This window comes from Thermus sp. LT1-2-5 (genome assembly GCF_040363165.1).
Taxonomy (GTDB): domain Bacteria; phylum Deinococcota; class Deinococci; order Deinococcales; family Thermaceae; genus Thermus.
In genome coordinates this window covers 276,559-297,791 of sequence record NZ_BSRG01000001.1, presented here as the reverse complement: position 1 = coordinate 297,791, position 21,233 = coordinate 276,559, and the positions used below count along the sequence as shown (strand labels likewise).

At 66.9% G+C, this 21,233-nt stretch carries 17 protein-coding genes; 10 read left to right on the top strand and 7 right to left on the bottom strand.

Translation table 11 applies throughout. The annotated features are described in order from the left end of the window. The first annotated feature begins 12 nt into the window (after window positions 1-12). The 3 genes from ABXG85_RS01475 to fdhF are packed head-to-tail and all read left to right on the top strand — an operon-like array spanning window position 13 to window position 4,116. A complete protein-coding gene (locus ABXG85_RS01475; protein WP_353511958.1) occupies window positions 13-1,485 on the top strand; it encodes an NADH-ubiquinone oxidoreductase-F iron-sulfur binding region domain-containing protein in 1,473 nt (490 codons plus the stop codon). Further along, window positions 1,475-2,077 carry a 2Fe-2S iron-sulfur cluster-binding protein gene (locus ABXG85_RS01470; protein WP_353511957.1) on the top strand — a complete coding sequence of 201 codons (603 nt, stop codon included), beginning with the start codon at window positions 1,475-1,477 and terminating at the stop codon, window positions 2,075-2,077. The genes ABXG85_RS01475 and ABXG85_RS01470 overlap by 11 nt, the downstream gene beginning before the upstream one ends. Then, window positions 2,077-4,116, top strand: coding sequence for a formate dehydrogenase subunit alpha (gene fdhF, locus ABXG85_RS01465; RefSeq protein ID WP_353511956.1), 2,040 nt, complete (start codon window positions 2,077-2,079; stop codon window positions 4,114-4,116). The genes ABXG85_RS01470 and fdhF overlap by 1 nt, the downstream gene beginning before the upstream one ends. On the opposite strand, the gene ABXG85_RS01460 is transcribed toward fdhF, so the two are convergent. Genes ABXG85_RS01460 through ABXG85_RS01450 form a run of 3 tightly spaced genes read right to left on the bottom strand, consistent with a single transcriptional unit; the run spans window position 4,113 to window position 8,448 of the window. Next, on the bottom strand, window positions 4,113-5,189 hold the full coding sequence (locus tag ABXG85_RS01460) for a TRAP transporter substrate-binding protein (protein WP_353511955.1): 1,077 nt from the start codon (window positions 5,187-5,189) through the stop codon (window positions 4,113-4,115). The two genes, fdhF and ABXG85_RS01460, sit on opposite strands and share 4 nt — an antisense overlap. 33 nt (window positions 5,190-5,222) lie before the next feature. After that, the gene (locus ABXG85_RS01455) at window positions 5,223-5,585 is read right to left on the bottom strand and encodes a response regulator (protein ID WP_353511954.1); all 363 of its coding nucleotides are present in this window, start codon (window positions 5,583-5,585) and stop codon (window positions 5,223-5,225) included. Then, complete coding sequence (locus ABXG85_RS01450) at window positions 5,557-8,448, bottom strand: ATP-binding protein (protein ID WP_353511953.1); 2,892 nt, start codon at window positions 8,446-8,448, stop codon at window positions 5,557-5,559. Before ABXG85_RS01450 ends, ABXG85_RS01455 begins: the two co-directional genes overlap by 29 nt. A gap of 98 nt (window positions 8,449-8,546) precedes the next feature. Here ABXG85_RS01450 and ABXG85_RS01445 point away from each other — a divergent pair, with 98 nt between their 5' ends. Genes ABXG85_RS01445 through ABXG85_RS01435 form a run of 3 tightly spaced genes read left to right on the top strand, consistent with a single transcriptional unit; the run spans window position 8,547 to window position 11,401 of the window. Then, complete coding sequence (locus ABXG85_RS01445) at window positions 8,547-9,692, top strand: acyl-CoA dehydrogenase family protein (RefSeq protein ID WP_353511952.1); 1,146 nt, start codon at window positions 8,547-8,549, stop codon at window positions 9,690-9,692. Between the two features lie 11 nt (window positions 9,693-9,703). Then, window positions 9,704-10,447 (top strand): electron transfer flavoprotein subunit beta/FixA family protein, encoded by a 744-nt coding sequence (locus ABXG85_RS01440; RefSeq protein ID WP_353511951.1) that lies wholly within the window; start codon window positions 9,704-9,706, stop codon window positions 10,445-10,447. A gap of 9 nt (window positions 10,448-10,456) precedes the next feature. Next, window positions 10,457-11,401, top strand: a complete 945-nt coding sequence (locus ABXG85_RS01435; RefSeq protein WP_353511950.1) for an electron transfer flavoprotein subunit alpha/FixB family protein — start codon at window positions 10,457-10,459, stop codon at window positions 11,399-11,401. Window positions 11,402-11,443: 42 nt separating this feature from the next. On the opposite strand, the gene ABXG85_RS01430 is transcribed toward ABXG85_RS01435, so the two are convergent. Then, window positions 11,444-11,869 (bottom strand): hypothetical protein, encoded by a 426-nt coding sequence (locus tag ABXG85_RS01430; RefSeq protein WP_353511949.1) that lies wholly within the window; start codon window positions 11,867-11,869, stop codon window positions 11,444-11,446. A 70-nt stretch (window positions 11,870-11,939) separates the two neighbouring features. Here ABXG85_RS01430 and ABXG85_RS01425 point away from each other — a divergent pair, with 70 nt between their 5' ends. From ABXG85_RS01425 to ABXG85_RS01415, 3 genes are read left to right on the top strand one after another with little or no spacing between them, the layout of a single operon-like run. Continuing rightward, window positions 11,940-13,505: an acyl-CoA carboxylase subunit beta gene (locus tag ABXG85_RS01425; RefSeq protein WP_353512064.1), complete on the top strand. Its 1,566-nt coding sequence runs from the start codon at window positions 11,940-11,942 to the stop codon at window positions 13,503-13,505. 51 nt (window positions 13,506-13,556) lie between these two features. Beyond that, window positions 13,557-14,072 (top strand): helix-turn-helix transcriptional regulator, encoded by a 516-nt coding sequence (locus tag ABXG85_RS01420; protein WP_353511948.1) that lies wholly within the window; start codon window positions 13,557-13,559, stop codon window positions 14,070-14,072. 6 nt (window positions 14,073-14,078) lie between these two features. Then, the gene (locus ABXG85_RS01415) at window positions 14,079-14,738 is read left to right on the top strand and encodes a type-5 uracil-DNA glycosylase (RefSeq protein ID WP_353511947.1); all 660 of its coding nucleotides are present in this window, start codon (window positions 14,079-14,081) and stop codon (window positions 14,736-14,738) included. Here the strand turns inward: ABXG85_RS01415 and polX are convergent. After that, the gene (gene polX / locus ABXG85_RS01410; protein WP_353511946.1) at window positions 14,710-16,443 is read right to left on the bottom strand and encodes a DNA polymerase/3'-5' exonuclease PolX; all 1,734 of its coding nucleotides are present in this window, start codon (window positions 16,441-16,443) and stop codon (window positions 14,710-14,712) included. The two genes, ABXG85_RS01415 and polX, sit on opposite strands and share 29 nt — an antisense overlap. Window positions 16,444-16,473: 30 nt before the next feature. On the opposite strand from polX, the gene ABXG85_RS01405 reads away from it, so the two are divergent. Continuing rightward, on the top strand, window positions 16,474-16,722 hold the full coding sequence (locus tag ABXG85_RS01405) for a hypothetical protein (RefSeq protein ID WP_353511945.1): 249 nt from the start codon (window positions 16,474-16,476) through the stop codon (window positions 16,720-16,722). Here ABXG85_RS01405 and ABXG85_RS01400 read toward each other — a convergent pair. Continuing rightward, a complete protein-coding gene (locus tag ABXG85_RS01400; protein ID WP_353511944.1) occupies window positions 16,688-17,686 on the bottom strand; it encodes a dihydroorotate dehydrogenase-like protein in 999 nt (332 codons plus the stop codon). The genes ABXG85_RS01405 and ABXG85_RS01400 overlap by 35 nt on opposite strands. Before the next feature lie 9 nt (window positions 17,687-17,695). Beyond that, window positions 17,696-21,202, bottom strand: a complete 3,507-nt coding sequence (nifJ, locus tag ABXG85_RS01395) for a pyruvate:ferredoxin (flavodoxin) oxidoreductase (protein ID WP_353511943.1) — start codon at window positions 21,200-21,202, stop codon at window positions 17,696-17,698. Window positions 21,203-21,233: the final 31 nt, after the last annotated feature.

Here is a 21,233-nt window from a genome sequence, read left to right as displayed (position 1 = left end):
TAAGCTTAGGCCATGGAACCCCAAAGCCTCCTCCCCCTCCTGGACGCCCGCATGCCCCTCACGGAGGAAAAGGTGGCCGAGGCGGCGCAGCTCGCTGGGGTACCCCTGGCCCAGGCTTGGGGCGTGGTGCGCTACTACCCCCGCTACCGCGGCCTACCCCAAGGCCGCCTCCTGGTGGACGATCCCGTGGCCCGGGCCCGGGGCTTTGACCGGCTCAGGGAAGCGGCGGACGGAAGCTACCCGCCCTTGGGCCTCGAGGCCTTCTCCCCCATCTACCTGCGCTTCACCCCCGAGGGGCGTTTCGTGGAATGGGGAGGGGGCTTGGTGCCCTTTAAAGACTTCCGCCTTCCCTTCGCCTTAGGCCACGGAAGCCGGCTTATTCCCCCTGAGCCCATCCTGAGCCTGGCCCAGTACCGAGCCTGGGGTGGGCTCAAGGCCCTCTCCGCCCTCCGGCAAGGCAACGTAAGCCCGCAAAGCCTCCTCCGAGCGGTGGAGGAGGCCGGGCTCCTGGGCCGGGGTGGGGCCGCCTTCCCCACCCACGTGAAGATGCGGGCCGTGGCCCAGGGGGCCTCGCCCAAGTACCTGGTGGTGAACGCCGACGAGTCCGAGCCCGGCAACTTCAAAGACCGCTTCCTTTTGGAACACCACCCCTTCTTGGTTCTGGAGGGCGCCCTCCTCGCCGCCTTGGCCGTGGGCGCGCAAAAGGTATACCTCTACGTGCGGGAGGAGTTTGAAGCGGCGCAAAAGGGCCTAGACAGCGCCATCCGGGAACTGGAGGCGGCCGATCTCCTCCCCGTGCCCACGGAGGTCTTCCGAAGCGGCGGGCTCTACATCTGCGGCGAGGAAACCGCCCTTTTGGAGTCCATGGAGGGCAAGCGGGCTGAGCCTCGGCTCAAGCCCCCCTTCCCCGTGGAGCAGGGCCTATGGGGAAGGCCCACCTTGGTGCAAAACGTGGAAACCCTGGCCAACCTGCCCCTCATCCTGCAAGAAGGGCCCGAGGCCTGGCGGGCCCAGGAGCCCAAGCTCTTTTCCATCAGCGGGGACGTGGAACACCCCGGCCTTTACGAGCTCCCCCTGGGTACGCCCTTAGGCGAGGCCTTGCGCCGGGCCGGGGGGGAGCCTCAGGAGCTCCAGGCGGTGCTCCTGGGCGGGGCGGCGGGGGCCTTCACCCGAGACTTCGCCTTCCCCTTGCGCTTTAAGGAGCGCCTTCCCTTAGGGGCAGGGGCCCTGGTGGCCTTCGGGCGGGGGGTAGACCTGTGGGAGGTGCTCTTGGGCCTCGTCCACTTCCTCAAGGAAGAGTCCTGCGGCAAGTGCTTCCCCTGCCCCTTGGGCACGGCGGTCCAGGTGGAGATGGTCAAGCGGCGGGAGCGGGACCCGGCCTTGCTGCGGGATTTGGCGGACACCCTACGGGGAAGCCTCTGCGGCCTGGGCCAGTCCGCTTACTGGGCCTACCAAAGCCTGCTGGAGGTGGAAGGTGCGGCTTAGGGTAGACGGAAAGGAAGTAGAGGTCCAGGAAGGGGCCCTTTTGCTCCAGGTGGCCCAGGTGCCCACCCTCTGCCACCACCCTCACACGGAAACCCGGGGCCTCTGCCGGCTTTGCCTGGTGGAGGTGAACGGGCGCCCGCAACCCGCCTGCACCACCTTGGCCCAGGAGGGGATGGAGGTGCAGACGGAAACCGAGGCCCTTAGGCGCCTGCGCAAAACCCTCCTGGAGTGGCTCGCCCTGACCACCGACCTCTCGGAGGCGCCGGCGCTTGGCGACCTCCTAGAGCGCTACGGGGCCGAGCCTGGCCGCTGGCCGGAGGTGGCGGGGCGGAAGGAACGGGAAGCCATCCGGGACAACCCCTTCTTCCTGCGGGACTACGCCAAGTGCGTGAACTGCCGCCGTTGCGTGGACGCCTGCGGGGACGGGATCATGGGGGTGTACGCCTTGGCCCTCGAGGACCGGGGCCTCCTGGCCCACCCCACCACCCCCCTGGACCGCCCCTTGCCGGAAACCCCTTGCGTTTTCTGCGGCAACTGCGTGCAGGTCTGCCCCACGGGGGCCCTTCGGCCCCTCAGTCTGGAGGTGGCGTGATGCGCACCACGTGCCCCTACTGCGGCGTGGGTTGCCAGGTGGAACCCGAGGTCAAAGGCGGCCGGGTGGTCCGGGTCCTGGCCCCGGACATCCCGCCCAACCACGGGGCCCTTTGCGTCAAGGGGCGCTTTGGCCTGGACTTCCCCTTTTCGGGCAAGCGTCTCCTTCACCCCCTGGTGCGGGAAAGCCGGAACGCCCCTTTCCGCAGGGCCACCTGGGAAGAGGCCCTGGACTTCGCGGCGGAAAAACTCCTTGAGGTCTTAAGGCGAAAGGGTCCCGAGGCCATCGCCGTCTTCCCCTCTGCCAAGACCAGCAACGAGGAGGTGTACCTGGCCCAGAAGCTGGCCCGGGCCCTCCTGGGCACCAACAACGTGGACCACTGCTCCCGGCTTTGCCACTCCTCCTCCACCGCCGCCCTCTCCCGCTCCCTGGGCGGGGCCAGCATGACGAACCCCATCGAGGACATCTGGAAAACCGACCTCTTTTTGGTGGTGGGCTCCAACACCACGGAAACCCACCCCGTCATCGCCGCCATGATCAAGAAGCGGGTGCGCCAGGGAGCAAGGATGATCGTGGTGGACCCCCGGTATACGGGCATGGCGGAAGCCGCCACCTTGTGGCTTCGGGTGCGCCCCGGCACCGACCTGTTCCTCCTGAACGCCATGGCCCGGTACATCCTGGAGGAGGGCCTGTGGGACCGGGCCTACGTGGAGGCCCGCACCGAGGGCTTCGCCGAGTGGCGGGCCAGCCTGGAAGCGTACACCTTGGAACAGGCGGAGGCCATCACCGGGGTGGAGCGGGAGAAGATCGCCCTGGCTGCCCGGCTCTACGCCACCACGGAGCGGGCCGGGGCTTACTGGGCCATGGGGGTCACCCAGCACACCAAGGGCACGGCCACGGCCCAGGCCCTGGTGAACTTGGCGCTCCTGACGGGCAAGGTGGGCAAGGAAGGGGCGGGCCTGAACCCCTTGCGGGGCCAGAACAACGTGCAAGGGGCCGGGGACATGGGGGCCTTGCCTGACGTCTACCCCGGCTACCTGAAGGTGGCGGAGGAGGCGGCCAGGGCCCGCTTCGAGGCCCTATGGGGGGTGCCCCTCAACCCCCGGCCAGGCCTGCGCATGACCGAGGTCTTTGAGGCCATCCCGGAGGTGGAGGCCATCTACCTCATCGGGGAGGACCCCGTCACCAGCGAGCCCTACCAGGACCACCTGAAGTCCAAGCTCGCCGCCCTTCCCTTCCTCATCGTCCAAGACATCCTGGAAAACGAAACCACCCCCTTCGCCCACGTGGTCCTCCCCGCCGCCAGCTTCCTGGAAAAGGACGGCACCTTCACCAACACCGACCGCCGGGTACAGCGGGTGCGGAAGCTCCTGGACCCCCCAGGCGAGGCCCGGCCCGACTGGTGGATTACCCAGGCGCTGGGCCAACGCCTGGCCCGGGCCCTGGGGCGCCCCTGGCCCACCTACCCCGGCCCCGAGGCCATCTGGGAAGAGGTGCGCCAGGCCATTCCCGAGCTCATGGGGGGGATCTCCTACGCCCGCCTGGAAACGGCGGGGGTGCGGTGGCCTTGTCCCCTCGAGGACCACCCTGGGGAGGCGGTGCTCTTCCGGGAGCGCTTCAACACCCCCACGGGCCGGGCCCGCTTCTACCCCGTGGACTATACCCCTCCGGCGGAACCCCCTTCGGAGGACTACCCCTTCACCCTCTCCACCGGCCGCGTCCTCTTCCACTGGCACGGGGGAACCTTAAGCCGCAACAGCCGCCTCCAGGAGGCCTACCCCGAGCTCAAGGTGGAGGTGAACCCCAAGGATGCCGCCAAGCTGGGCCTGGCAGACGGCGAGCCCATCTACGTGGTGAGCCGTCGGGGCCGCATCCGCGCCCGGGCCTGGGTGACGGAGCGCACCCCCGAAGGGGTGGTCTACGCCCCCTTCCACTTCGCCGAGGCTCCCGCCAACCGCCTCACCCTGGACGCCTTGGACCCCATCAGCCGCATCCCGGAGTACAAGGTGAGCGCCGTGCGCCTAGAGAAGGTGGACTAAGGGGCGGGGAAGGCGAAAGTCTCGTAGGCCAGCTCGGCCACGCCAAACCAGCGGTACTCTTCCTCCCGGAAAGCCCAGTAGGCGGCGTAGACCTTCTTGTACGTGGGGTCTTTCGCCGCCTGCTCCTCGTAGAGGGCCCGGGCCTCCTCCAACGCCTTCTTCATCACCTCCGTGGGCCAGCGCCTTAGGCGCACCCCGGCAGCGAGGAGGCGGCGGAGGGCTTTAGGGTTTTGCGCATCGTACTTGGCCATCATGGTGAGGTTCACCTCCTGGGCCGCCACCTGGAAGGCCTCCTGGAACTCCTTAGGGAGCCTAGCCCACTCCCGCTGGGACACCAGGAAGGAAAGCTGGGCTGAAGGCTCCCAGAAGGAGGGGTAGTAGTAGTAGCGGGCCACCTTGTAAAAGCCGAGCTTCTCGTCGTCGTAGGGGCCGGAGAACTCGGTGGCGTCAATGGTGCCCCGCTCCAAGGCGGGGTAGATGTCCCCGGCGGCCAGGGTCTGGGGCACCACCCCGAGCCGGCCCATCACGAGCCCGCCTAGGCCAGGGATGCGCATGCGAAGGCCCTTTAGGTCGGCGAGGGATCGGATCTCCTTGCGGAACCAGCCCCCCATCTGCGCCCCCGTGTTCCCCCCGGGAAACTGGAGGACGCCGAAGTCGGCGTAGACCTCCCGCAAGAGCTCTAACCCCCCGCCGAAGAGCATCCAGGCGTTGTGCTGGCGGTAGGTGAGGCCGAAGGGCACTCCCCCATCGAAGGCTAGGGCCGGGCTTTTGCCCACGTAGAAGGGCCCGTAGGTGTGCCCCGCCTCCACCGTGCCCTGCTGCACCGCATCCAGCACCTGCCCCCCAGGAACGATCTCCCCCGCCTGGTACACGCGGATCTGGAACCGGCCCCCCGTGAGGTCGGAAACCCGCTTGGCCAGATCCTCCGCCCCACCGTAAAGGGTGTCTAAGCTCCTAGGGTAGCTAGATACGAGCCGCCAGCGCACCTGGGGTTGAGCCTGGGCGTAGGCGGAATAGGTGAGGCTCGCTGCCACGCCCACGCCCACCTTCTTCAGAAAACTCCGCCTTTCCATACCCCCTCCTCCGAACGACCCTAGCTTAGCAGATTAGGCGCTTTCTCCCAAAAGCCGCGCCACCTGGGCGAGGAGGATTTGGGCGTCAAAGGGCTTGCCAAGGAAGCCCTTGGCCCCCGCCTCCAAGGCCTCCTCCTGGCTCCTGGTGGAAACGCTGGCAGAAAGGGCCAGGACCGGGGGGCCCCCGCGCCGTCCCAACTCCCGGATCACCTCGAGGCCGGAAACCCCCGGCATCACCAGGTCGCAGAGCACCAGGTCGTACGCCCCTTCCTCCAAGCGCTCCAGGGCCACCTTTCCCGAGGGGGCCCATTCCACCTCATGCCCAGCCCGCTCCAGGATGCGGCGCACCGTGTGGGCCACCAGGGGCTCATCCTCCACCAGCAGGATGCGGGCCATATAGGGGTAGGATAACCCGGAAGAGGCTTCCCTTGCCCTCCTCCGTTTCCACCTCTATACGCCCCCCGTGGGCCTCCACGATGTGGCGGGAGATGTAAAGGCCAAGGCCGGTGCCGGCCACGCCCCGGGCGCCAGGGTTATTGGCCCGGGCATAGCGTTGGAAGAGCCGGGGAAGCTCCTCCTTGGGGATGCCGGGCCCGGTGTCCGCCACCTCCAGGACCAAGGCCTCCCCTTCCAGCCTAGCGGAAAGGCGCACCCGGCCACCTGGAGGGGTGAACTTGAAGGCGTTGGAGAGTAGGTTGCCCACCACCTGCACCATGCGCTCCGGGTCCGCCTCCACCACGGGGAGCTCGGGGACTTCTACCTGGAACTCCACCCCGGAAAGCCGGGCCACCCCCTGGAAGCTGCGGGCGATCTCCAGGAGCTTGGGCCTCAGGTCCACGGGGCGCCGGCTCACCTCAAAGCGGCCCGCCTCGAGGCGGCTCGTGTCCAGGAGGTTGTCCACCATGGTCTTGAGGCGGAAGGCGCTTTCCAGAATAAGGTCCACGGACTCCTCCGCGCTGGGGGAAAGTCCCTCCTCCTTAAGGAGCTCCGCCAAGCCCATGATCACCGCCAAGGGGGTGCGGAGCTCGTGGGAAACGGCGGCGATGAACTCGCCCTTGAGGCGTTCGGCCTCGAGGCGGGGCCTTAAGTCCCTGAGGTTCACCACCACCCCACCCACCCGGGGCTCGTGGAGGAGGTTCCGGCCCCAGGCCTCCACAGGAATAGGGGTGCCCTCGGCGTGGAGGACGCGGAACTCCCCCGTGCGCACCTCCCCGGGATGGGCCAGAAGCTCCTGGAAGAGGCCCTCCGCTACAGAGCGGTCCTCGGGGTGGACGAAGTCTAAGGCGTTGAGGGGCATCCTTTTATACCCCTCGGGGTCGTAACCCAATATTCCCCGAACGCTGGCGCTTACAAAACGGATCCCGCCCTCCCCGTCCAAAATGTAAACCACGTCTTGAGAGTGCTCCATAAGCGCTCTCAACCGCTCTTCCTCGGCCTCCAAGAGCTCCAGGAAGCGGGCCTTCTCCAACACCAAGGCCAGGAGGGTCCCCACCTGGGCGAGGCGAGCGAGAAGCCGCTCTCCTATGCGGCGCTTTTGCCGGTAGCCCAGGAGGAGACCGCCCCGAAATACCCCGGCGCGGAAGGGCACCACCAAGGCGCTTCGCAAGCCCAAGGTGGCAGCAATGGCGCACTCTTGGGGACGAAGCTCCTCCACACCCAAGGGACTTTCCTCGGCCAAAGCGCGCTCCAAAAGGTTGGGCCGGGGCAGGGAGGGAGGCAGGGGACAAGTGGCAAAGAGAACCCCTTCCCCTTCCGCCACAAGCACGCCTTCTTCCGCGGCGAAAAGGGCCTGGAGGCGGCGCACAATGGCCTCGGCCAAGCCCCTAAGCCTCCGCTCCCGTAGGGCAGCTTGGGCCAGGTCCACCAAGGCTTGGGTAAAGGCCACCTGTTCCCGCAAGGCCCGCTCCATCCGCACCCGCTCGCTGATGTCGTGGAGCACCAGGATGCGCATCTCCCCCACCGCCCGGCCCCTGACGCTGTAGCTCCGCCCACCTAAGGGCAGCTCAAGCCTTCCCCCCTCTAGCGCAGGGCCCAGGGCGGCAGGGAGGTCCTCAAGGGCCACCTCCGGCCCTAGGCCCAAGGCCTCCCGGGCCCGCAGGTTGGCAAAACCCCGCTCCCCAAAGAGGACCACCACCCCATCGGGAAGGTCCTCCAAGACCTGGGATAACCGCTTCCGTTCCGCCGCTAGGGCCGAGAAAAGCTGGGCCTTCTCCCGGTAAAGCTTTGCGTTTTTCAGGGCCACCCCCGCCACCCCGGCCAAAAGCTCCACGTAGCCCACCTCTTCTGGGCTCACCGGGCCCCCGCCCGGGCCGTGGTCCACCGCCACCACCCCCAAAGGCTCCTCCTCAGCCAGCACGGGCACGTAGGCCACGCTGGCCCCCACGTCTTGGCCCACGGCCGGGGGCAACTGGTCCCTTGGGAGAACAAGCGTCCTCCGCTCCCGCACCGCCCGGGCCATGGGATCCGGGGAAACGTCCAGGACCAAGTGGATCCGGCTCCTCCCCTCCGTCCAGAACACCTCTTGACCCCGCACGGTGAGGTGGCCCTCTAGGTGGCCCTCCTTGACCAGGGCCACGGTGACCCGGAAAAAGCCAAAGCGCTGGGATAGGGCCCGGGCCAGGGTTTCTAAAACGGCCCCAGGTTCCAAGGAACGGGCCACCTCCCGAGCCAGGGCGCTCACGTGGGCTAAGGCTTCCACGTGCCGGGAAAGTTTTTCTAAGGCGGCATTGCGGCTCGCCAGAAGCTCCCCGTTCTTCAGGGCCAAGGCGGTGAGCTGGGCAAGGAGGGGCAAGAGGGGCTGGAGGGCTTGGGGAACCCCCTCCAAGCTCAGCACCCCTTTGGCCCCAAACCGGGAACAACTGGGGCAGACCAAGGCTCGAGTCTCCCGGGTGGCCCGGGGCCTTTCCTGGCAGCGAGCCTCGGGGTCACTCCAGCAGAAGAGGGCCTCCTCCCCCACCACGGGCAGAAGCCACTCCTCCCCCCTCTTCACAGGCCCTTCGGCGAAAAACGCCTCCTGCACCGGCCCCTTGGTGTACAGGGGCAGGGCGATGGCGGAAACCGTGTAGTGCCGGCCCCTTCCCGAGGCCACCTCGCCCACCAGTTCCCGGGTGGAGGGGTGGTAGAGGAAAAGGGCGGCCCGCTCCACCCCCTCTTCCGTGGCCACCTCGAGGAGGTTGCGCAGGATTTGCACAGGTTCCAACTCTTTAAGAAGGGCCCGTTGAAAACGGGCCAAAACCCCCAGTTGCTCGGCCAATCTCATCTGCCTCCAATGGTAGCATGGGGCCTGGGTTGCAAGGGGAAGGGCAAAATCTTAGACTAAGTCAAAGAGTGGGCCCCTTGCCCAAGGGGAGGTCGGGTATGCCCGTGGACTTCAGCCTGACGGAAGAGCAAAAGCAACTCCAGGCCCTCGCCCGCCGCTTCGCCAAGGAGGTCATCCTGCCTGTGGCGGCGGAGTACGACGAGAAGGAGGAGGTGCCCTGGCCCGTGATCGAAAAGCTCCACGAAGTGGGCCTCCTCAACGCCATTATCCCCGAGGCGTACGGGGGGATGGGCCTCAAGATGCTGGACGAGGTTATCGTGGGGGAGGAGCTGGCCTACGCCTGCATGGGCATCTACACCATCCCCATGGCCAGCGACCTCGGCATCACCCCCGTGCTCCTGGCGGGAACCGAGGAACAGAAGCGCCGCTTCCTCACCCCCCTCACCCAAAAACCGGCCCTGGCCGCCTTCGCCCTGAGCGAGCCCGGAAACGGCTCCGACGCCGCCGCCCTTAGGACCCGGGCCGTGCGCCAGGGGGACCACTACGTTCTCAATGGCACCAAGATGTGGATCTCCAACGGGGGCGAGGCGGAGTGGGTGGTGGTCTTCGCCACGGTGAACCCCGAGCTCCGCCACAAGGGCGTGGTGGCCTTGGTGGTGGAAAAGGGCACCCCAGGCTTCCAAGCGGTGAAGATCCACGGCAAGATGGGCCAAAGGGCGAGCGGCACCTACGAGCTCATCTTTGAGGACGTGAAGGTGCCCGTGGAAAACCGGCTGGGGGAGGAAGGGGAAGGGTTCAAGATCGCCATGAACACCCTGAACAAGACCCGCATCCCCGTGGCGGCGGGAAGCGTGGGCGTGGCCCGCAGGGCCTTGGACGAGGCCAAAAAGTACGCCAAGGAGCGGGAAGCCTTTGGCCAGCCCATCGCCAACTTCCAGGCCATCCAGTTCAAGCTGGCGGACATGATGATCGGCATCGAAACGGCCCGCATGTACACCTACTACGCCGCCTGGCTTGCGGATCAGGGCCTACCCCACGCCCACGCCAGCGCCATCGCCAAGGCCTACGCCTCGGAAATCGCCTTTGAGGCGGCCAACCAGGCCATCCAGATCCACGGGGGCTACGGCTACGTGCGGGAGTTCCCGGTGGAAAAGCTTCTAAGGGACGTGAAGCTTAACCAGATCTACGAGGGCACCAACGAGATCCAAAGGCTCATCATCGCCAGGCACGTCCTGGCGGAGTGAAAGGAGGCAGGATGAAGTTCGTTGCGGTGATCCGGCAAGTCCCCGATGGGGAGAGCAAGCTCAAGATCCAAGGGAACCGGGTGGACCTTTCCGGGGCCACCCTCATCCTGGACCAGATGGACGAGTACGCCGTGGAGGAGGCCCTGCGCCTCAGGGAAAAGCACGGCGGCGAGGCCATCGTGGTGGGGTTCGGCCCCGAGCGCACGGAGGAGGCCATCCGCACCGCCTTGGCCATGGGGGCGGACCGGGGCATCCACGTGGTCTATGAGGGCTTCGCCGACCCCGTGGCGGTGGCCGAGGCCCTGGCTGGGGTCATCAGGGAGGAAGCCCCCACCCTGGTCCTCACCGGGGGGCAGCAGGCGGACTGGGACAGCCAAGCCCTGGGCGCCGCCTTGGCCGAGGCTTTGGGGGTTCCCGTGGTGTCCTGGACCACCGCCTTGGAACTGGAGGGCGAGACGGCCAAGGCCAAGCACGACCTGGACGAGGGGGCGGAGTGGGTCCGGGTGCGGCTCCCCGCCGTCTTCACCACGCAGCAGGGCCTAAACGAGCCCCGCTACCCCACCCTGCCGGGGATCATGAAGGCCAAGAAGAAGGAGATCAAAAAGGTGGCCTTCTCGGGCGCGCCAAAGGTAGAGATCCTCGAGGAAAGCATCCAGGAAAAGACCCGCCTGCAAAAAGTCCTGGACGGCAAGGATCCCGTGGCGGCGGCGGAGGAGCTGGTGCGTCTCCTCCACGAAGAGGCCAAGGTCCTCTAGGAGGTGGCTATGGTTCTGGTGGTGCTGGACCACGATGGGAACAAGCTAAGGAAGGGAAGCCTCGAGGCCCTTACCCGGGCCCGGGCCCTGGCGGAGGCCTTGGGCGGCCGGGTGGCGGGCGTCCTCTTGGCGGAGGAAACAGCGCCCGTAGAGGAGGCTTTGGCCTACGTGGAAACCCTCTACACCGCCACCCTAGGCCCCTACACCGCAGAGAAGTGGGCTGCGGGGGTCGTGGCGGCGGCAGGGGAGATGGGGGCCCAAGCGGTGGTGGCCCCCTCCTCCCGGCAAAGCCGCACCTACTTGGGCCGGGTGGCCTACGCCCTGAAGGCGGGGCTTCTGGAGGACACCCTGGAAAGCGGGGTGGAGGGCGGGGCGGTGGTGGCCACCCGCTACGCCTACCTGAACCGGGTGACGCAAAAGGTAAGGTCCGCCTTGCCCGTGGTCCTTAGCGTGAAGCCCAACACCACCCCCTTGGCGGAACCCTTGGCCGCCCCCGGAGCCGTGAAGCCCCTAGAGGTGCCTCCTGTCCCCACGGTGGAGGTGCTGGAGCGGGTGCAGGAGGAGAAGAAGGGGGTTTCCCTCACCGAGGCGGACATCGTGGTCACGGGAGGCCGGGGTATGGGAAGCGCCGAGGCCTTCCGCTTGGTGGAGGAGATGGCCGCCCTCTTGGGCGGGGCCGTGGGGGCCACCCGGGCGGTGGTGGACGCCGGCTGGCGGCCCTATAGCGAGCAGGTGGGCCAGACGGGCAAGACGGTGCAGCCTTCCCTCTACATCGCCCTGGGCGTTTCGGGGGCCGTGCAACACCTGGCGGGGATGAACAAGAGCAAGTACATCGTGGCGGTGAACAAGGACCCCGAGGCCCCCATCTTCAAGCACGCCGACTACGGCATCGTGGGGGATGTGCACCAGGTGGTGCCCGCCCTCATCGAGGCGGTGAAGAAGCTAAAGGACTAAGGGAAAGGCCAACCCGCCGGGGTGATCCCCGGCGGGTTTCTTTTAACCCCGCTCTGACGGCGGTGGAGGTCCCCCCTCCTCGGTCATGCGGGAGGCCTCGAGGTCCTCAGGGGTTGGCGTGGACGCGGAAGGCTTGGGCGCCTCCTGCCCCCGCAAGAGCCGCAGAAGGAGGTAAAACAGCACTACCGCCACCGCCACCCCCACGGCGTAGGGCCAGAGGGGGGCGCTAGCCCCTCCCGGCACCTCCGGGAGGGAAAGGGGCGCCGCGGGGGTCTTGAAAACCTCTTCCTCCAGCTTCCCCACCCGCTCGGCAAGCCCCTTGACGGCCTCTTCCTGGGCGGTTACCCGGGCTTCCAGGGCTGCCACCTTGGCCTTTAGGTCCTGATAGCCGGCGTACACCGCATACCCTCCCCAGGCCAAAAGCCCTGCGAGGAGGAGCACTAGGAGATACCAAAGCCACTTTCGCACGCTTCACCTCCTTCCCAGGCAGCCTTTCCTGGAAGCCTGCCCGGTTTCTTATTGTATCATGACGGCCAGTATGGCGGATAACGCCCGGCTCATCCTGGACGAGCTCCTGGCGGAGCTTGAAGAGCGGCGCAAAAAGGTGCTCTTAGGCGGGGGACAAGAGCGCATAGAAAAGCAGCACCAGCAGGGCAAGCTCACCGCCCGGGAGCGGATCGGCTACCTCCTGGACCCCGGGAGTTTTGTGGAGCTCATGCCCTTCGCCGAGCACCTGGAAACCGGGCTCATGGAGGGCCTCGAGGCCCCGGCGGACGGGGTGGTGACGGGCTACGGCACCATTGGGGGGCGCCTGGTCTTCGTCTTCAGCCAGGACTTCACCGTCCTAGGGGGCTCTTTGGGCAAGATGCACGGGCGCAAAATCGCAAGCCTCATGGACCTGGCTGCCAAGGTGGGGGCCCCCATCATCGGCCTTAACGACTCCGCCGGGGCCCGCATCCAAGAAGGGGTGGACAGCCTCTCCGGCTACGGGGAGGTCTTCTACCGCAACGCCATCTACTCCGGGGTGGTGCCCCAGATCTCCGCCATCCTGGGCCCCTGCGCCGGGGGCGCCGTCTACAGCCCCGCCATGACCGACTTCATCCTCATGAGCCGAGGCACCAGCTACATGTTCATCACCGGCCCCGAGGTGATCAAAAGCGTCACCCGGGAGGAGGTGACCTTCGAGGAGCTGGGCGGGGCCCAGGTGCACATGGAGAAGAGCGGGGTGGCCCATCTGGTGGGGGAGGATGACCGCGAGGTTCTGGACCTCATCAAAAGGCTCCTCTCTTACCTGCCGCAAAACGCCCGGGAAAAACCGCCCCTCAGGGAGCCCAAGGACGACCCCTTCCGGCCCACCCCCGAGCTTCTGGACCTCGTCCACCCCGACGCCCGGCGGCCCTACAACATGCACCAGGTGATCCGCACCCTGCTGGACGAGGGGGAGTTCCTGGAAATCCAACCCGGTTTCGCCAAGAACCTCATCGTGGGCCTGGGGCGGCTCGGCGGGTACCCCGTGGGGGTGATCGCCAACAACCCCCGCTTCATGGCCGGGGCCCTGGACATCAACGCCTCGGACAAGGCCGCCCGCTTCATCCGCACCATGGACGCCTTCAACATCCCCCTCCTCACCCTGGTGGACGTCACGGGCTTCCTACCGGGGGTGGCCCAGGAGCACGGGGGCATCATCCGCCACGGGGCCAAGATGCTCTTCGCCTACGCCGAGGCCACGGTGCCCAAGATTACCCTCATCGTCCGCAAGGCCTACGGCGGGGCTTACCTGGCCATGAACTCCAAGGACATGGGAGCGGACGTGGTCCTGGCCTGGCCCACGGCCTCCGTGGCGGTGATGGGGGCGGAAGGGGCCGCCAACATCATCTACCGTAAGGAGATCCAGTCCTCCCCCAACCCCGAGGAAACGCGCCGCAGGAAGATCGAGGAGTACCGCAAGGCCTTCGACAACCCCTGGGTGGCGGCGGCCCGGGGCTACATCGACGACGTCATCGACCCCAAGGACACCCGCCGCCTCCTCTACCTGCACCTCAGGATGCTCTGGAACAAGAAGGAGGAAAGGCCGCCCAAGAAGCACGACAACATCCCCCTCTAAAGGCCTGTTACACCGCCCGTAAGCCTTTCAGGCTAGACTGGGAGCCAGGCCATGAAGGTATGGGTTCGGCTCTCCCTAAGGTCATGCCAAGAAGCCCTGGAGGCCTCCCTGCGGGCCTTGGGCCTCGAGGTGGTGGCCCACCCCTTCCAGGCCCAGGTGGGCCTGGTGGAGGCGGACCGGGAGGTCCCCGCCCCACCCCCCTTGCCCTCGGTGATCCTCCTTCGGGAGAAGGAGCAGGCGGTCCAGGCCCTAAAGAAGGGGTACCGGGGCTACCTCTATCCGGAGCAGGGCCTCGAGGTCTTGGCGAAGGCCCTGGAAGCGGTGGCCCAGGGCGAGGTCTGGGCCGAACGCAAGGCGGTGGCCGCCTTGATGGAGGAGCCTTTCTCCCACCTCACACCCCGGGAGAAGGAGGTGGCGGCCCTCGCCGCCCTGGGCCTCACCAACGAGGAAATCGCCCGGGAGCTCGGCATCTCGGTGAAAACGGTAAAGGCCCACCTCTCCCTGGTCTTCCAAAAGCTTGGGGTGAGGAAGCGGAGCCAACTGGCCCACATGCGGTTTCTCCCGTAGCAACCCATGGACTGGGACACCTTTCGCCAAGAACTCCCCGCCTGCCGCCTCTGCCCCAGGCTTGTGGCCTGGCGGGAAAGCGTGGCCGGGAAAAAGCGGGCCTACCGCCAGGAGGCCTACTGGGCCCGCCCGGTGCCCGGCTTCGGGGATCCCCAGGCGAGGCTTGTCCTCTTCGGCCTCGCCCCAGGGGCCCACGGCTCCAACCGCACGGGCCGCCCCTTCACCGGGGACGCCTCGGGGGCCTTTCTTTACCCCTTGCTCTTCGAGGCAGGGCTTTCCACCAAGCCCGAAAGCGAGCCCGGGGACGACCTAAAGCTTCTGGGCGTCTACCTCACCGCGGCGGTGCGCTGCGCCCCACCCGAAAACAAGCCCACGAGGGAGGAGCTTAGCACCTGCGCCCGCTGGACGGAGGTGGAGCTCGGCCTCCTCCCCGAGGCCCGGGTCTACCTCGCCCTGGGGGGCATCGCCCACGAGGCCCTCTTGCGCCGCTTCGGCCTCAAGCCAAGCGGCTACCCCTTCCGCCACGGGGCCCACTACCCCCTTCCCGGGGGCCGGCACCTCCTGGCGAGCTACCACGTTTCCCGCCAGAACACCCAGACGGGAAGGCTCACCCGGGAGATGTTCCTGGAGGTGCTCCTCAAGGCGAAAGCCCTCGCCGGGCTTTGAGCCAGCGGATGAGCTCCTCATAGGAAAGGGTGTTGAGCACCCGTTCTGGGCCGATCCAGGCCCTTTGGGCGGTGCCCACGGCCAGCTCCATGAAGCGGAGGTGCTCCGTCTGGTGGGCGTCGGTGGAGAGGCTCACCCAAAGGCCCATCCCATACGCCATCCGGGCCAGGTCGTCGGGAAGGTCCATGCGGTCGTAGTACCCGTCGATCTCCACCGCCACGCCCCTTTCCTTGGCCTTGTGGAAGATGGCCTCCCAGTCCGCCTCGATGGGGGGGCGGCGGCCGAGGAGCCGGGCGGTGGGGTGGGCGAGGACGTGCACGAAGGGGTTCTCCAAAGCCCTCAGGATGCGCTTGGTCTGCTCCGGCTTGGGGAGCTTGAACTGGGAGTGGATGGAAACGAGGACGAGGTCCAGCTCCCGCAGGACCCAGTCGGGGTAGTCCAGGCTGCCGTCGGGCCGGATGTCCACCTCGGCCCCCGCCAGGAGGTACGGGGGGCCGTGGGTTTCGTTGAAGCGGCGGATGGCCTCCACCCGCCTAAGCGCCTCCTCCGGGGAAGGCCCCCCCGCCACCCGCACCGCCGGGGAGTGGTCCGTGACCCCCAGGTACTGGTACCCCAGGGCCTTGGCCGCTTCCCACAGCTCTTCCAAGGTGTTTTGGCCGTCGGAATAGGTGGAGTGGACCTGAAGATCCCCCTTTACCTGGGAGAGCTCCACGAGCTGCGGAAGCTCCCCTTTCAAGGCCGCTTCGATCTCCCCGTGGTCCTCCCGAAGGGGCGGGGGGATAAAGGGTAAGCCCAAGGCGGCATAGACCCCCTCCTCCGTCTCCCCCGCAAGGCGCACCTCCCCCCGGAACACCCCGTACTCGGAAAGCTTGAGGCCCCTCTCCTGGGCCAGGGCGCGGAGCTTGATGGAATGCTCCTTGCTCCCCGTGAGGTACTGGAGGCCGGCGCCGAAGCTTTCCGGGGGCACCACCCGCAGGTCCACCTGAAGGCCGTTTTTCAGGAAGACCGTGGCCCTTTCCTTGCCCTTGGCGTAGGTCTCCTTCACCTGGGGCAGGGCCACGAACCCCTCCACCACCCGGGCAGGGTCGCGGCTCGCCACCAGGTAGTCCAGATCGCCCACGGTGTCCTTGTAGCGCCGGGCCGAGCCACAGAGCTCCGCCTGCTCCACCCCCGGCAGGACGCGGAGGGCCTCGAGGAGGCTTCGGGCCAGGGAGAGCACCGCCCCCAAGGGCCGCCGCTTCCCCGCAGCCTGGGCTAGGGCCAAGCCCTCCCGGATGCGTTCCGCCTTTTTGGGACCGAAGCCCTTGAGCCTCAGGAGATCTCCCCGCTCCAGGGCCTCCTTGAGCTTTTCCAGGGAGTCTATCCCGAGCTCATCGTAAAGCTGACGGGCGGTCTTGGGGCCCACCCCGGGTACTTCCATGACCTCGAGGACCCCCCGCGGCACCTTTCGCGCCAGCTCCTCGTGCTTGGCGATTTTTCCCGTATTCAAGAACTCCAAAATCTTCTCCGCCAGATCGGGCCCGATGCCGGGAAGCTCCAAAAGGGCCTCCTTGCCCCTTTTGGCGATCTCCTCGATGGGGGTGTCCAGGTCGTAGAGGGTGCGGGCCGCCTGGTGGTAGGCCCGCACCCGGAAGGGGTTATCCCCCAAGAACTCGCTCATGAGCCCGATCTCCTCAAAGAGGCGGGCAAGCTCCTGGTTTCGCATGCCCTCACTATACGGGTATACTGAGGCCCCATGCCCAGACCGGACCGGTTCCGCAAACGGGTGGTGGCCCTTCTAAAGGAGGCGGGGCGGCCCCTGCACTACACGGAGGTGGGCCGGCGTCTGAAAGAGGAAGGTTTTTGGGAGGCGGTGCGCGAGCCGGAGAAGATCGCCAAGGTTCGGCTTTCCGCCTTGGCCCGGTGGGAGCGAAGCCCCGTGGTGGCCCTAGGAGGCGGGCTTTACGCCCTCAGGGAAGAAGCCGGTACGAACCCAGAACCTTGAGGTAGTTGGCCCGCTCCAAGGCAGCGGGCTCCGCCACCTTCTGGTAGCTCATCACCCCCCGCATCTCCGCCACGCTGGCGTATTCCTTTTCCTCCATAAAGGCCTTCAGTTCAGCCAACACCGTGCGGAAGTGGGCCGGGCCCCTTTCCAAGATGGCCGAGGTCATCATCACCACCTGGGCCCCGGCCAAAAGGCCCTTCACCGCCTCCTTGCCCGTGTGGACACCCCCGGTTAAGGCCAGCTCCAGGCCCACTCGACCGTACAGCAGGGCAATCCAGTGGAGGCGCAACAGCGCCTCGTAGGGCCGGGACAGGGAAAGGGTGGGGACCACGGACAGGGTTTCCAAGTCAAAGTCCGGCTGGTAAAAGCGGTTAAAGAGGACCAAGGCCTTGGCCCCCGTGGCTTCCACCCGCTTGGCGAAGTGGGCGAAGGCGGTGAAGGCGTGGCCCACCTTCACCGCCACCGGCACCCGCACCGCCTCCACCACCGCCCGGATGGTGGACAGGTACACCTCCTCCACCTCGGCCCCCGAGAGGGCGGGGTCGGTGGGGATGTAGTAGAGGTTGAGCTCGATGGCGTCCGCCCCCGCTTCCTCCAGGAGCCGGGCGTACTCCACCCAGCCCCCAGGGCTAATGCCGTTGAGGCTTGCGATGATGGGCACGGAAACCCGCTCCTTGGCCCGGGAGAGGAGGTCCAGGTGCCGCTCCGGGGTCAGGCGGTACTCGTGGGCCCGGGGGAAGTAGGTGAGGGCCTCGGCGTAGCTTTCGTGCCCGTAGTGCAGGTAGTGGTCCAGCATCTCCTCCTCGAGGGTCACCTGCTCCTCGAAGAGGGAGTGCATGACGATGGCCGCTGCCCCCCCGTCCTCCAGCCGTAAAAATCCCTCCAACTTCTCCGTAAGGGGGGAAGCGGAAGCCACCAAGGGGTGTTCCAGTTCCAAACCCAAATACGTGGTCTTCAGGTCCATGCCGCCCTCCTAGCTCGCCGGAATGGCCGTCTGGCCCGCTAGCCGCTCTAGCCTTTCCCACCGCGCCCGCACCGCCTCCTCCGCCGCCTTCAAGAAGGCCTCGGCCTCCTCGGGGTGGGTCTGGAGGAGAAGGCGGTAGCGGTTTTCCGCATAGAAGTAATCCCGGAGGGGTAAGGTGGGGGGCTTGGAGTCCAGCTTCAAACCCTCCCCGGGTATGTACCGGAACAGCGGCCAGTACCCCGAGCGCTCCGCCAGCTTCTGGTGGTCCATGCCCTTGGCCATGTCGATGCCGTGGGCGATGCAATGGCTGTAAGCGATGAGGAGGGCGGGGCCCTCGTGGGCCTCCGCCTCCAAGAAGGCCCGCAGGGTGTGGGCGTCGTTCGCCCCCATGGCGATCTGGGCCACGTACACGTGGCCGTAGCTCATGGCCATGAAGGCCAGGTCCTTCTTGGGGCTGGGCTTGCCCGCCATGGCGAACTTGGCCACCGCCCCGAGGCCCGTGGCCTTGGAGGCCTGACCCCCGGTGTTGGAGTAGACCTCCGTGTCCAGGACCAAGACCCTCACCTTGGCCCCCGAGGCCAGGACGTGGTCCAGCCCCCCGTAGCCGATGTCATAAGCCCACCCGTCCCCGCCCACGATCCAGACCGAGTGAGGGATGAGGGCATCGGCTACCGCCAGGAGGTCCCTCGCCCTTGGGTCATCCAGCCCCTGAAGCCGCTCCCGCAACAGGGCCACATCCTTCCGCCGCTCCGCTACGCCTTCCGGGCCCACCTCGGCAAGAAGCCGCGCCACCAGGTCCTCCCCCAGCACCCCACGGAACTCGGGAAGGAGCTTTTTGGCGTGCTCCGCCTTCTTGTCCAGGGCCAGGCGCATGCCTAGGCCGAACTCAGCGTTGTCCTCAAAGAGGGAGTTGGCCCAGGCGGGGCCCCGGCCTTCCTTGTTCTTGCTCCAAGGCGTGGTGGGTAGGTTGCCGCCGTAGATGGAGCTACACCCCGTGGCGTTGGCCACGATGAGGCGGTCGCCAAAGAGCTGGGAGAGGAGCCTAAGGTACGGGGTTTCCCCGCACCCGGCGCAGGCCCCGGGGAACTCAAAGAGGGGCTCCAGGAGCTGCACGTCCTTAACGGTGTGGAGCTTAAGGCCAGCACGGGGCGTTTCCGGTAGGGCCAAAAAGAAGTCCCAGTGCCGGTTCATGGCCTCCCGGACCTCGAGGCGGGGCGCCAGGTTCAAGGCCTTCCGGCTTGGGTTGCGCTTGTCCTTGGCCGGGCAGACCTCCACGCACAAGGAGCACCCCGTGCAGTCGTCGGGGCTTATGGCCAGGACAAACTCCCCAGAAAGCTCCTTCCACATGGCCTTGCGGTGGGGAAAGCCTTCCGGGGCACCCACCAAAGCCTCCTCCGGCACCACCTTGGCCCGCACCACGGCATGGGGACAGACCAAGACGCACTTCCCGCACTGCACGCATACCTCGGGGTCCCAGGTGGGCACGAACTCGGCGATGCCCCGCTTCTCGTAGCGGGCGGTGCCCGTGGGGTAGGTGCCGTCTATGGGGAAGGCGGAAACGGGCAGGGTATCCCCTAGGCCTAAGGCGATGGGGCCCAGGACCTCCTTGACGAAAGGAGGGGGGTCCCCCACCATCGGGGATACCAGGCCCTTTTCCGAGGTGATGCGCCCGGGAATGGGGAGGGGCTCCACCGCCTGGAAGCCCAGCTCCACCGCTTGAAAGTTCTTCTCCAAGACGCTTCTCCCCCGCTTGCCATAGGTCTTTTCTATGGCCTTTTTGATACGGGCCTTGGCATCCTCCTCGGGCAAGACCCCGGAGAGCTTGAAGAAGGCCGCCTGCATGAGGACATTGATGCGGCCCGGAAGCCCCACCTTGCGGGCAAGCTCGTAGGCGTTCACCACGTAGACCTTGAGGTTCTTGCGCAGGATCTCCTCCTGCACGGGCCTGGGCAAGTGGTCCCAGACCTCTTCCTTGGGGTAGGGGCTATTGAGGAGAACGGTGGCGTTTTCCTCCGCCACCTCCAGCATGGGGAACCGCTCCAAAAATCCCCACTGGTGGATGCCCACGAAGTTGGCCCTCCGGATGAGGTAGGGCTTGTTCAAGGGGTTGGGGCCAAAGCGCAGGTGGCTGATGGTGCGGGAGCCGGACTTTTTAGAGTCGTAGACGAAGTAGCCTTGAGCGTAAAGGGGCGTTTCCTCCCCGATGATCTTGATGGTGTTCTTGTTGGCGGAAACCGTCCCGTCCGCCCCCAAGGCGAAGAAGACCGCCCGCACCGAGGCCGGGTCTTCGAAGTCCACCTCGGGATACGGGAGGCTGGTGTGGGACACGTCGTCCTGAATACCGAGGGTAAAGCCGTGGCGGGGCCTTTCCCCTTTTAGCGCCTCGTAAAGCCCCAGGGCCATGGCGGGGGTGAACTCCTTGGAGGAAAGCCCATAGCGCCCGCCCACCAAGAGGGGGACCTCCCCGCCTTTCAGGGCGAAGGCCGCCGCCACCTCCTGGAAGAGGGGCTCCCCCACCGCCCCAGGCTCCTTGCCCCGGTCCAAAACCGCCACCCGGCGCACGCTTTTGGGGAAGGCCGCCAGGAAGTCCTCCAGGTGGAAGGGGCGGTAGAGGCGGACCCGCACCATGCCCACCTTCTCGCCCCGCTTGAGGAGGTACTCCACCGCCTCCTCCACCGCCAAGGAAGCGGAGCCCATGACCACCACCACCCGCTCCGCTTCGGGGTGGCCGAAGTACTCGTAAGGGGCGTAGCGCCGCCCCGTCACCCGGGCGAAGCGGTCCATGGCCTCCTTCACCACCTGGGGGAAGCGCTGGTAGTAGGGGTTGATGGCCTCGCGGTTTTGAAAGTAATGGTCCGGGTTTTGCGCCGTGCCCCGGATCACCGGGGCCTCAGGGGTGAGGGCCCGCCTGCGGAAGGCATCCAAGGCGGCAAAGGGGAACAGTTCCTTTAGCTCCTTATCGGAAAGGGGTTGGATCTTCTGCACCTCGTGGGAGGTGCGGAAGCCGTCCATGGCATGGAGGACGGGAAGGCTGGCCTGAAGGGCCGCCACGTGGGCGATGGCCGCCAGGTCCTGCGCCGCCTGCACCGAGTCGGAAACCAAGATGCCAAAGCCGGTGGAGCGCACGGCGTAGAGGTCCTGGTGGTCGCCGAAGATGGAAAGGGCGTGGGTGGCCAGGGCTCGAGCGGCCACGTGGATCACCCCGGGCAGGGCCTGCCCGGCGATCTTGTACATGTCGGGGATCATGAGGAGCAAGCCTTGGCTTGCGGTGAAGGTGGTGGCCAAGGCGCCCTCCTGCAAGGCCCCGTGCAAGGCCCCCGCCGCCCCCCCTTCGGACTGCATCTCCACCACCTTGGGCACCAGGCCGAAGAGGTTGGGCTCCCCCCTGGCCGCCCACTCGTCGGAAAGTTCGGCCATGGGGCTCGAGGGGGTGATGGGGTAGATGGCGATGACCTCGGAAAGGCGGTAGGCCACCCGGGCTACCGCCTCGTTCCCGTCCACGGTAATGGGACGCATAGGCTTCACCTCGCTTCCACCTTAGCCCCAA

Coding starts and splice junctions, on each gene's coding strand:
- ABXG85_RS01415 (WP_353511947.1), top strand. CDS start 14,079: ATGGACTGGGACACCTTTCGCCAAGAACTCCCCGCCTGCCGCCTCTGC.
- ABXG85_RS01450 (WP_353511953.1), bottom strand. CDS start 8,448: ATGAGATTGGCCGAGCAACTGGGGGTTTTGGCCCGTTTTCAACGGGCC.
- ABXG85_RS01405 (WP_353511945.1), top strand. CDS start 16,474: ATGCCCAGACCGGACCGGTTCCGCAAACGGGTGGTGGCCCTTCTAAAG.
- nifJ (WP_353511943.1), bottom strand. CDS start 21,202: ATGCGTCCCATTACCGTGGACGGGAACGAGGCGGTAGCCCGGGTGGCC.
- fdhF (WP_353511956.1), top strand. CDS start 2,077: ATGCGCACCACGTGCCCCTACTGCGGCGTGGGTTGCCAGGTGGAACCC.
- ABXG85_RS01420 (WP_353511948.1), top strand. CDS start 13,557: ATGAAGGTATGGGTTCGGCTCTCCCTAAGGTCATGCCAAGAAGCCCTG.
- ABXG85_RS01445 (WP_353511952.1), top strand. CDS start 8,547: ATGCCCGTGGACTTCAGCCTGACGGAAGAGCAAAAGCAACTCCAGGCC.
- ABXG85_RS01435 (WP_353511950.1), top strand. CDS start 10,457: ATGGTTCTGGTGGTGCTGGACCACGATGGGAACAAGCTAAGGAAGGGA.
- ABXG85_RS01400 (WP_353511944.1), bottom strand. CDS start 17,686: ATGGACCTGAAGACCACGTATTTGGGTTTGGAACTGGAACACCCCTTG.
- polX (WP_353511946.1), bottom strand. CDS start 16,443: ATGCGAAACCAGGAGCTTGCCCGCCTCTTTGAGGAGATCGGGCTCATG.
- ABXG85_RS01460 (WP_353511955.1), bottom strand. CDS start 5,189: ATGGAAAGGCGGAGTTTTCTGAAGAAGGTGGGCGTGGGCGTGGCAGCG.
- ABXG85_RS01475 (WP_353511958.1), top strand. CDS start 13: ATGGAACCCCAAAGCCTCCTCCCCCTCCTGGACGCCCGCATGCCCCTC.
- ABXG85_RS01425 (WP_353512064.1), top strand. CDS start 11,940: ATGGCGGATAACGCCCGGCTCATCCTGGACGAGCTCCTGGCGGAGCTT.
- ABXG85_RS01440 (WP_353511951.1), top strand. CDS start 9,704: ATGAAGTTCGTTGCGGTGATCCGGCAAGTCCCCGATGGGGAGAGCAAG.
- ABXG85_RS01455 (WP_353511954.1), bottom strand. CDS start 5,585: ATGGCCCGCATCCTGCTGGTGGAGGATGAGCCCCTGGTGGCCCACACG.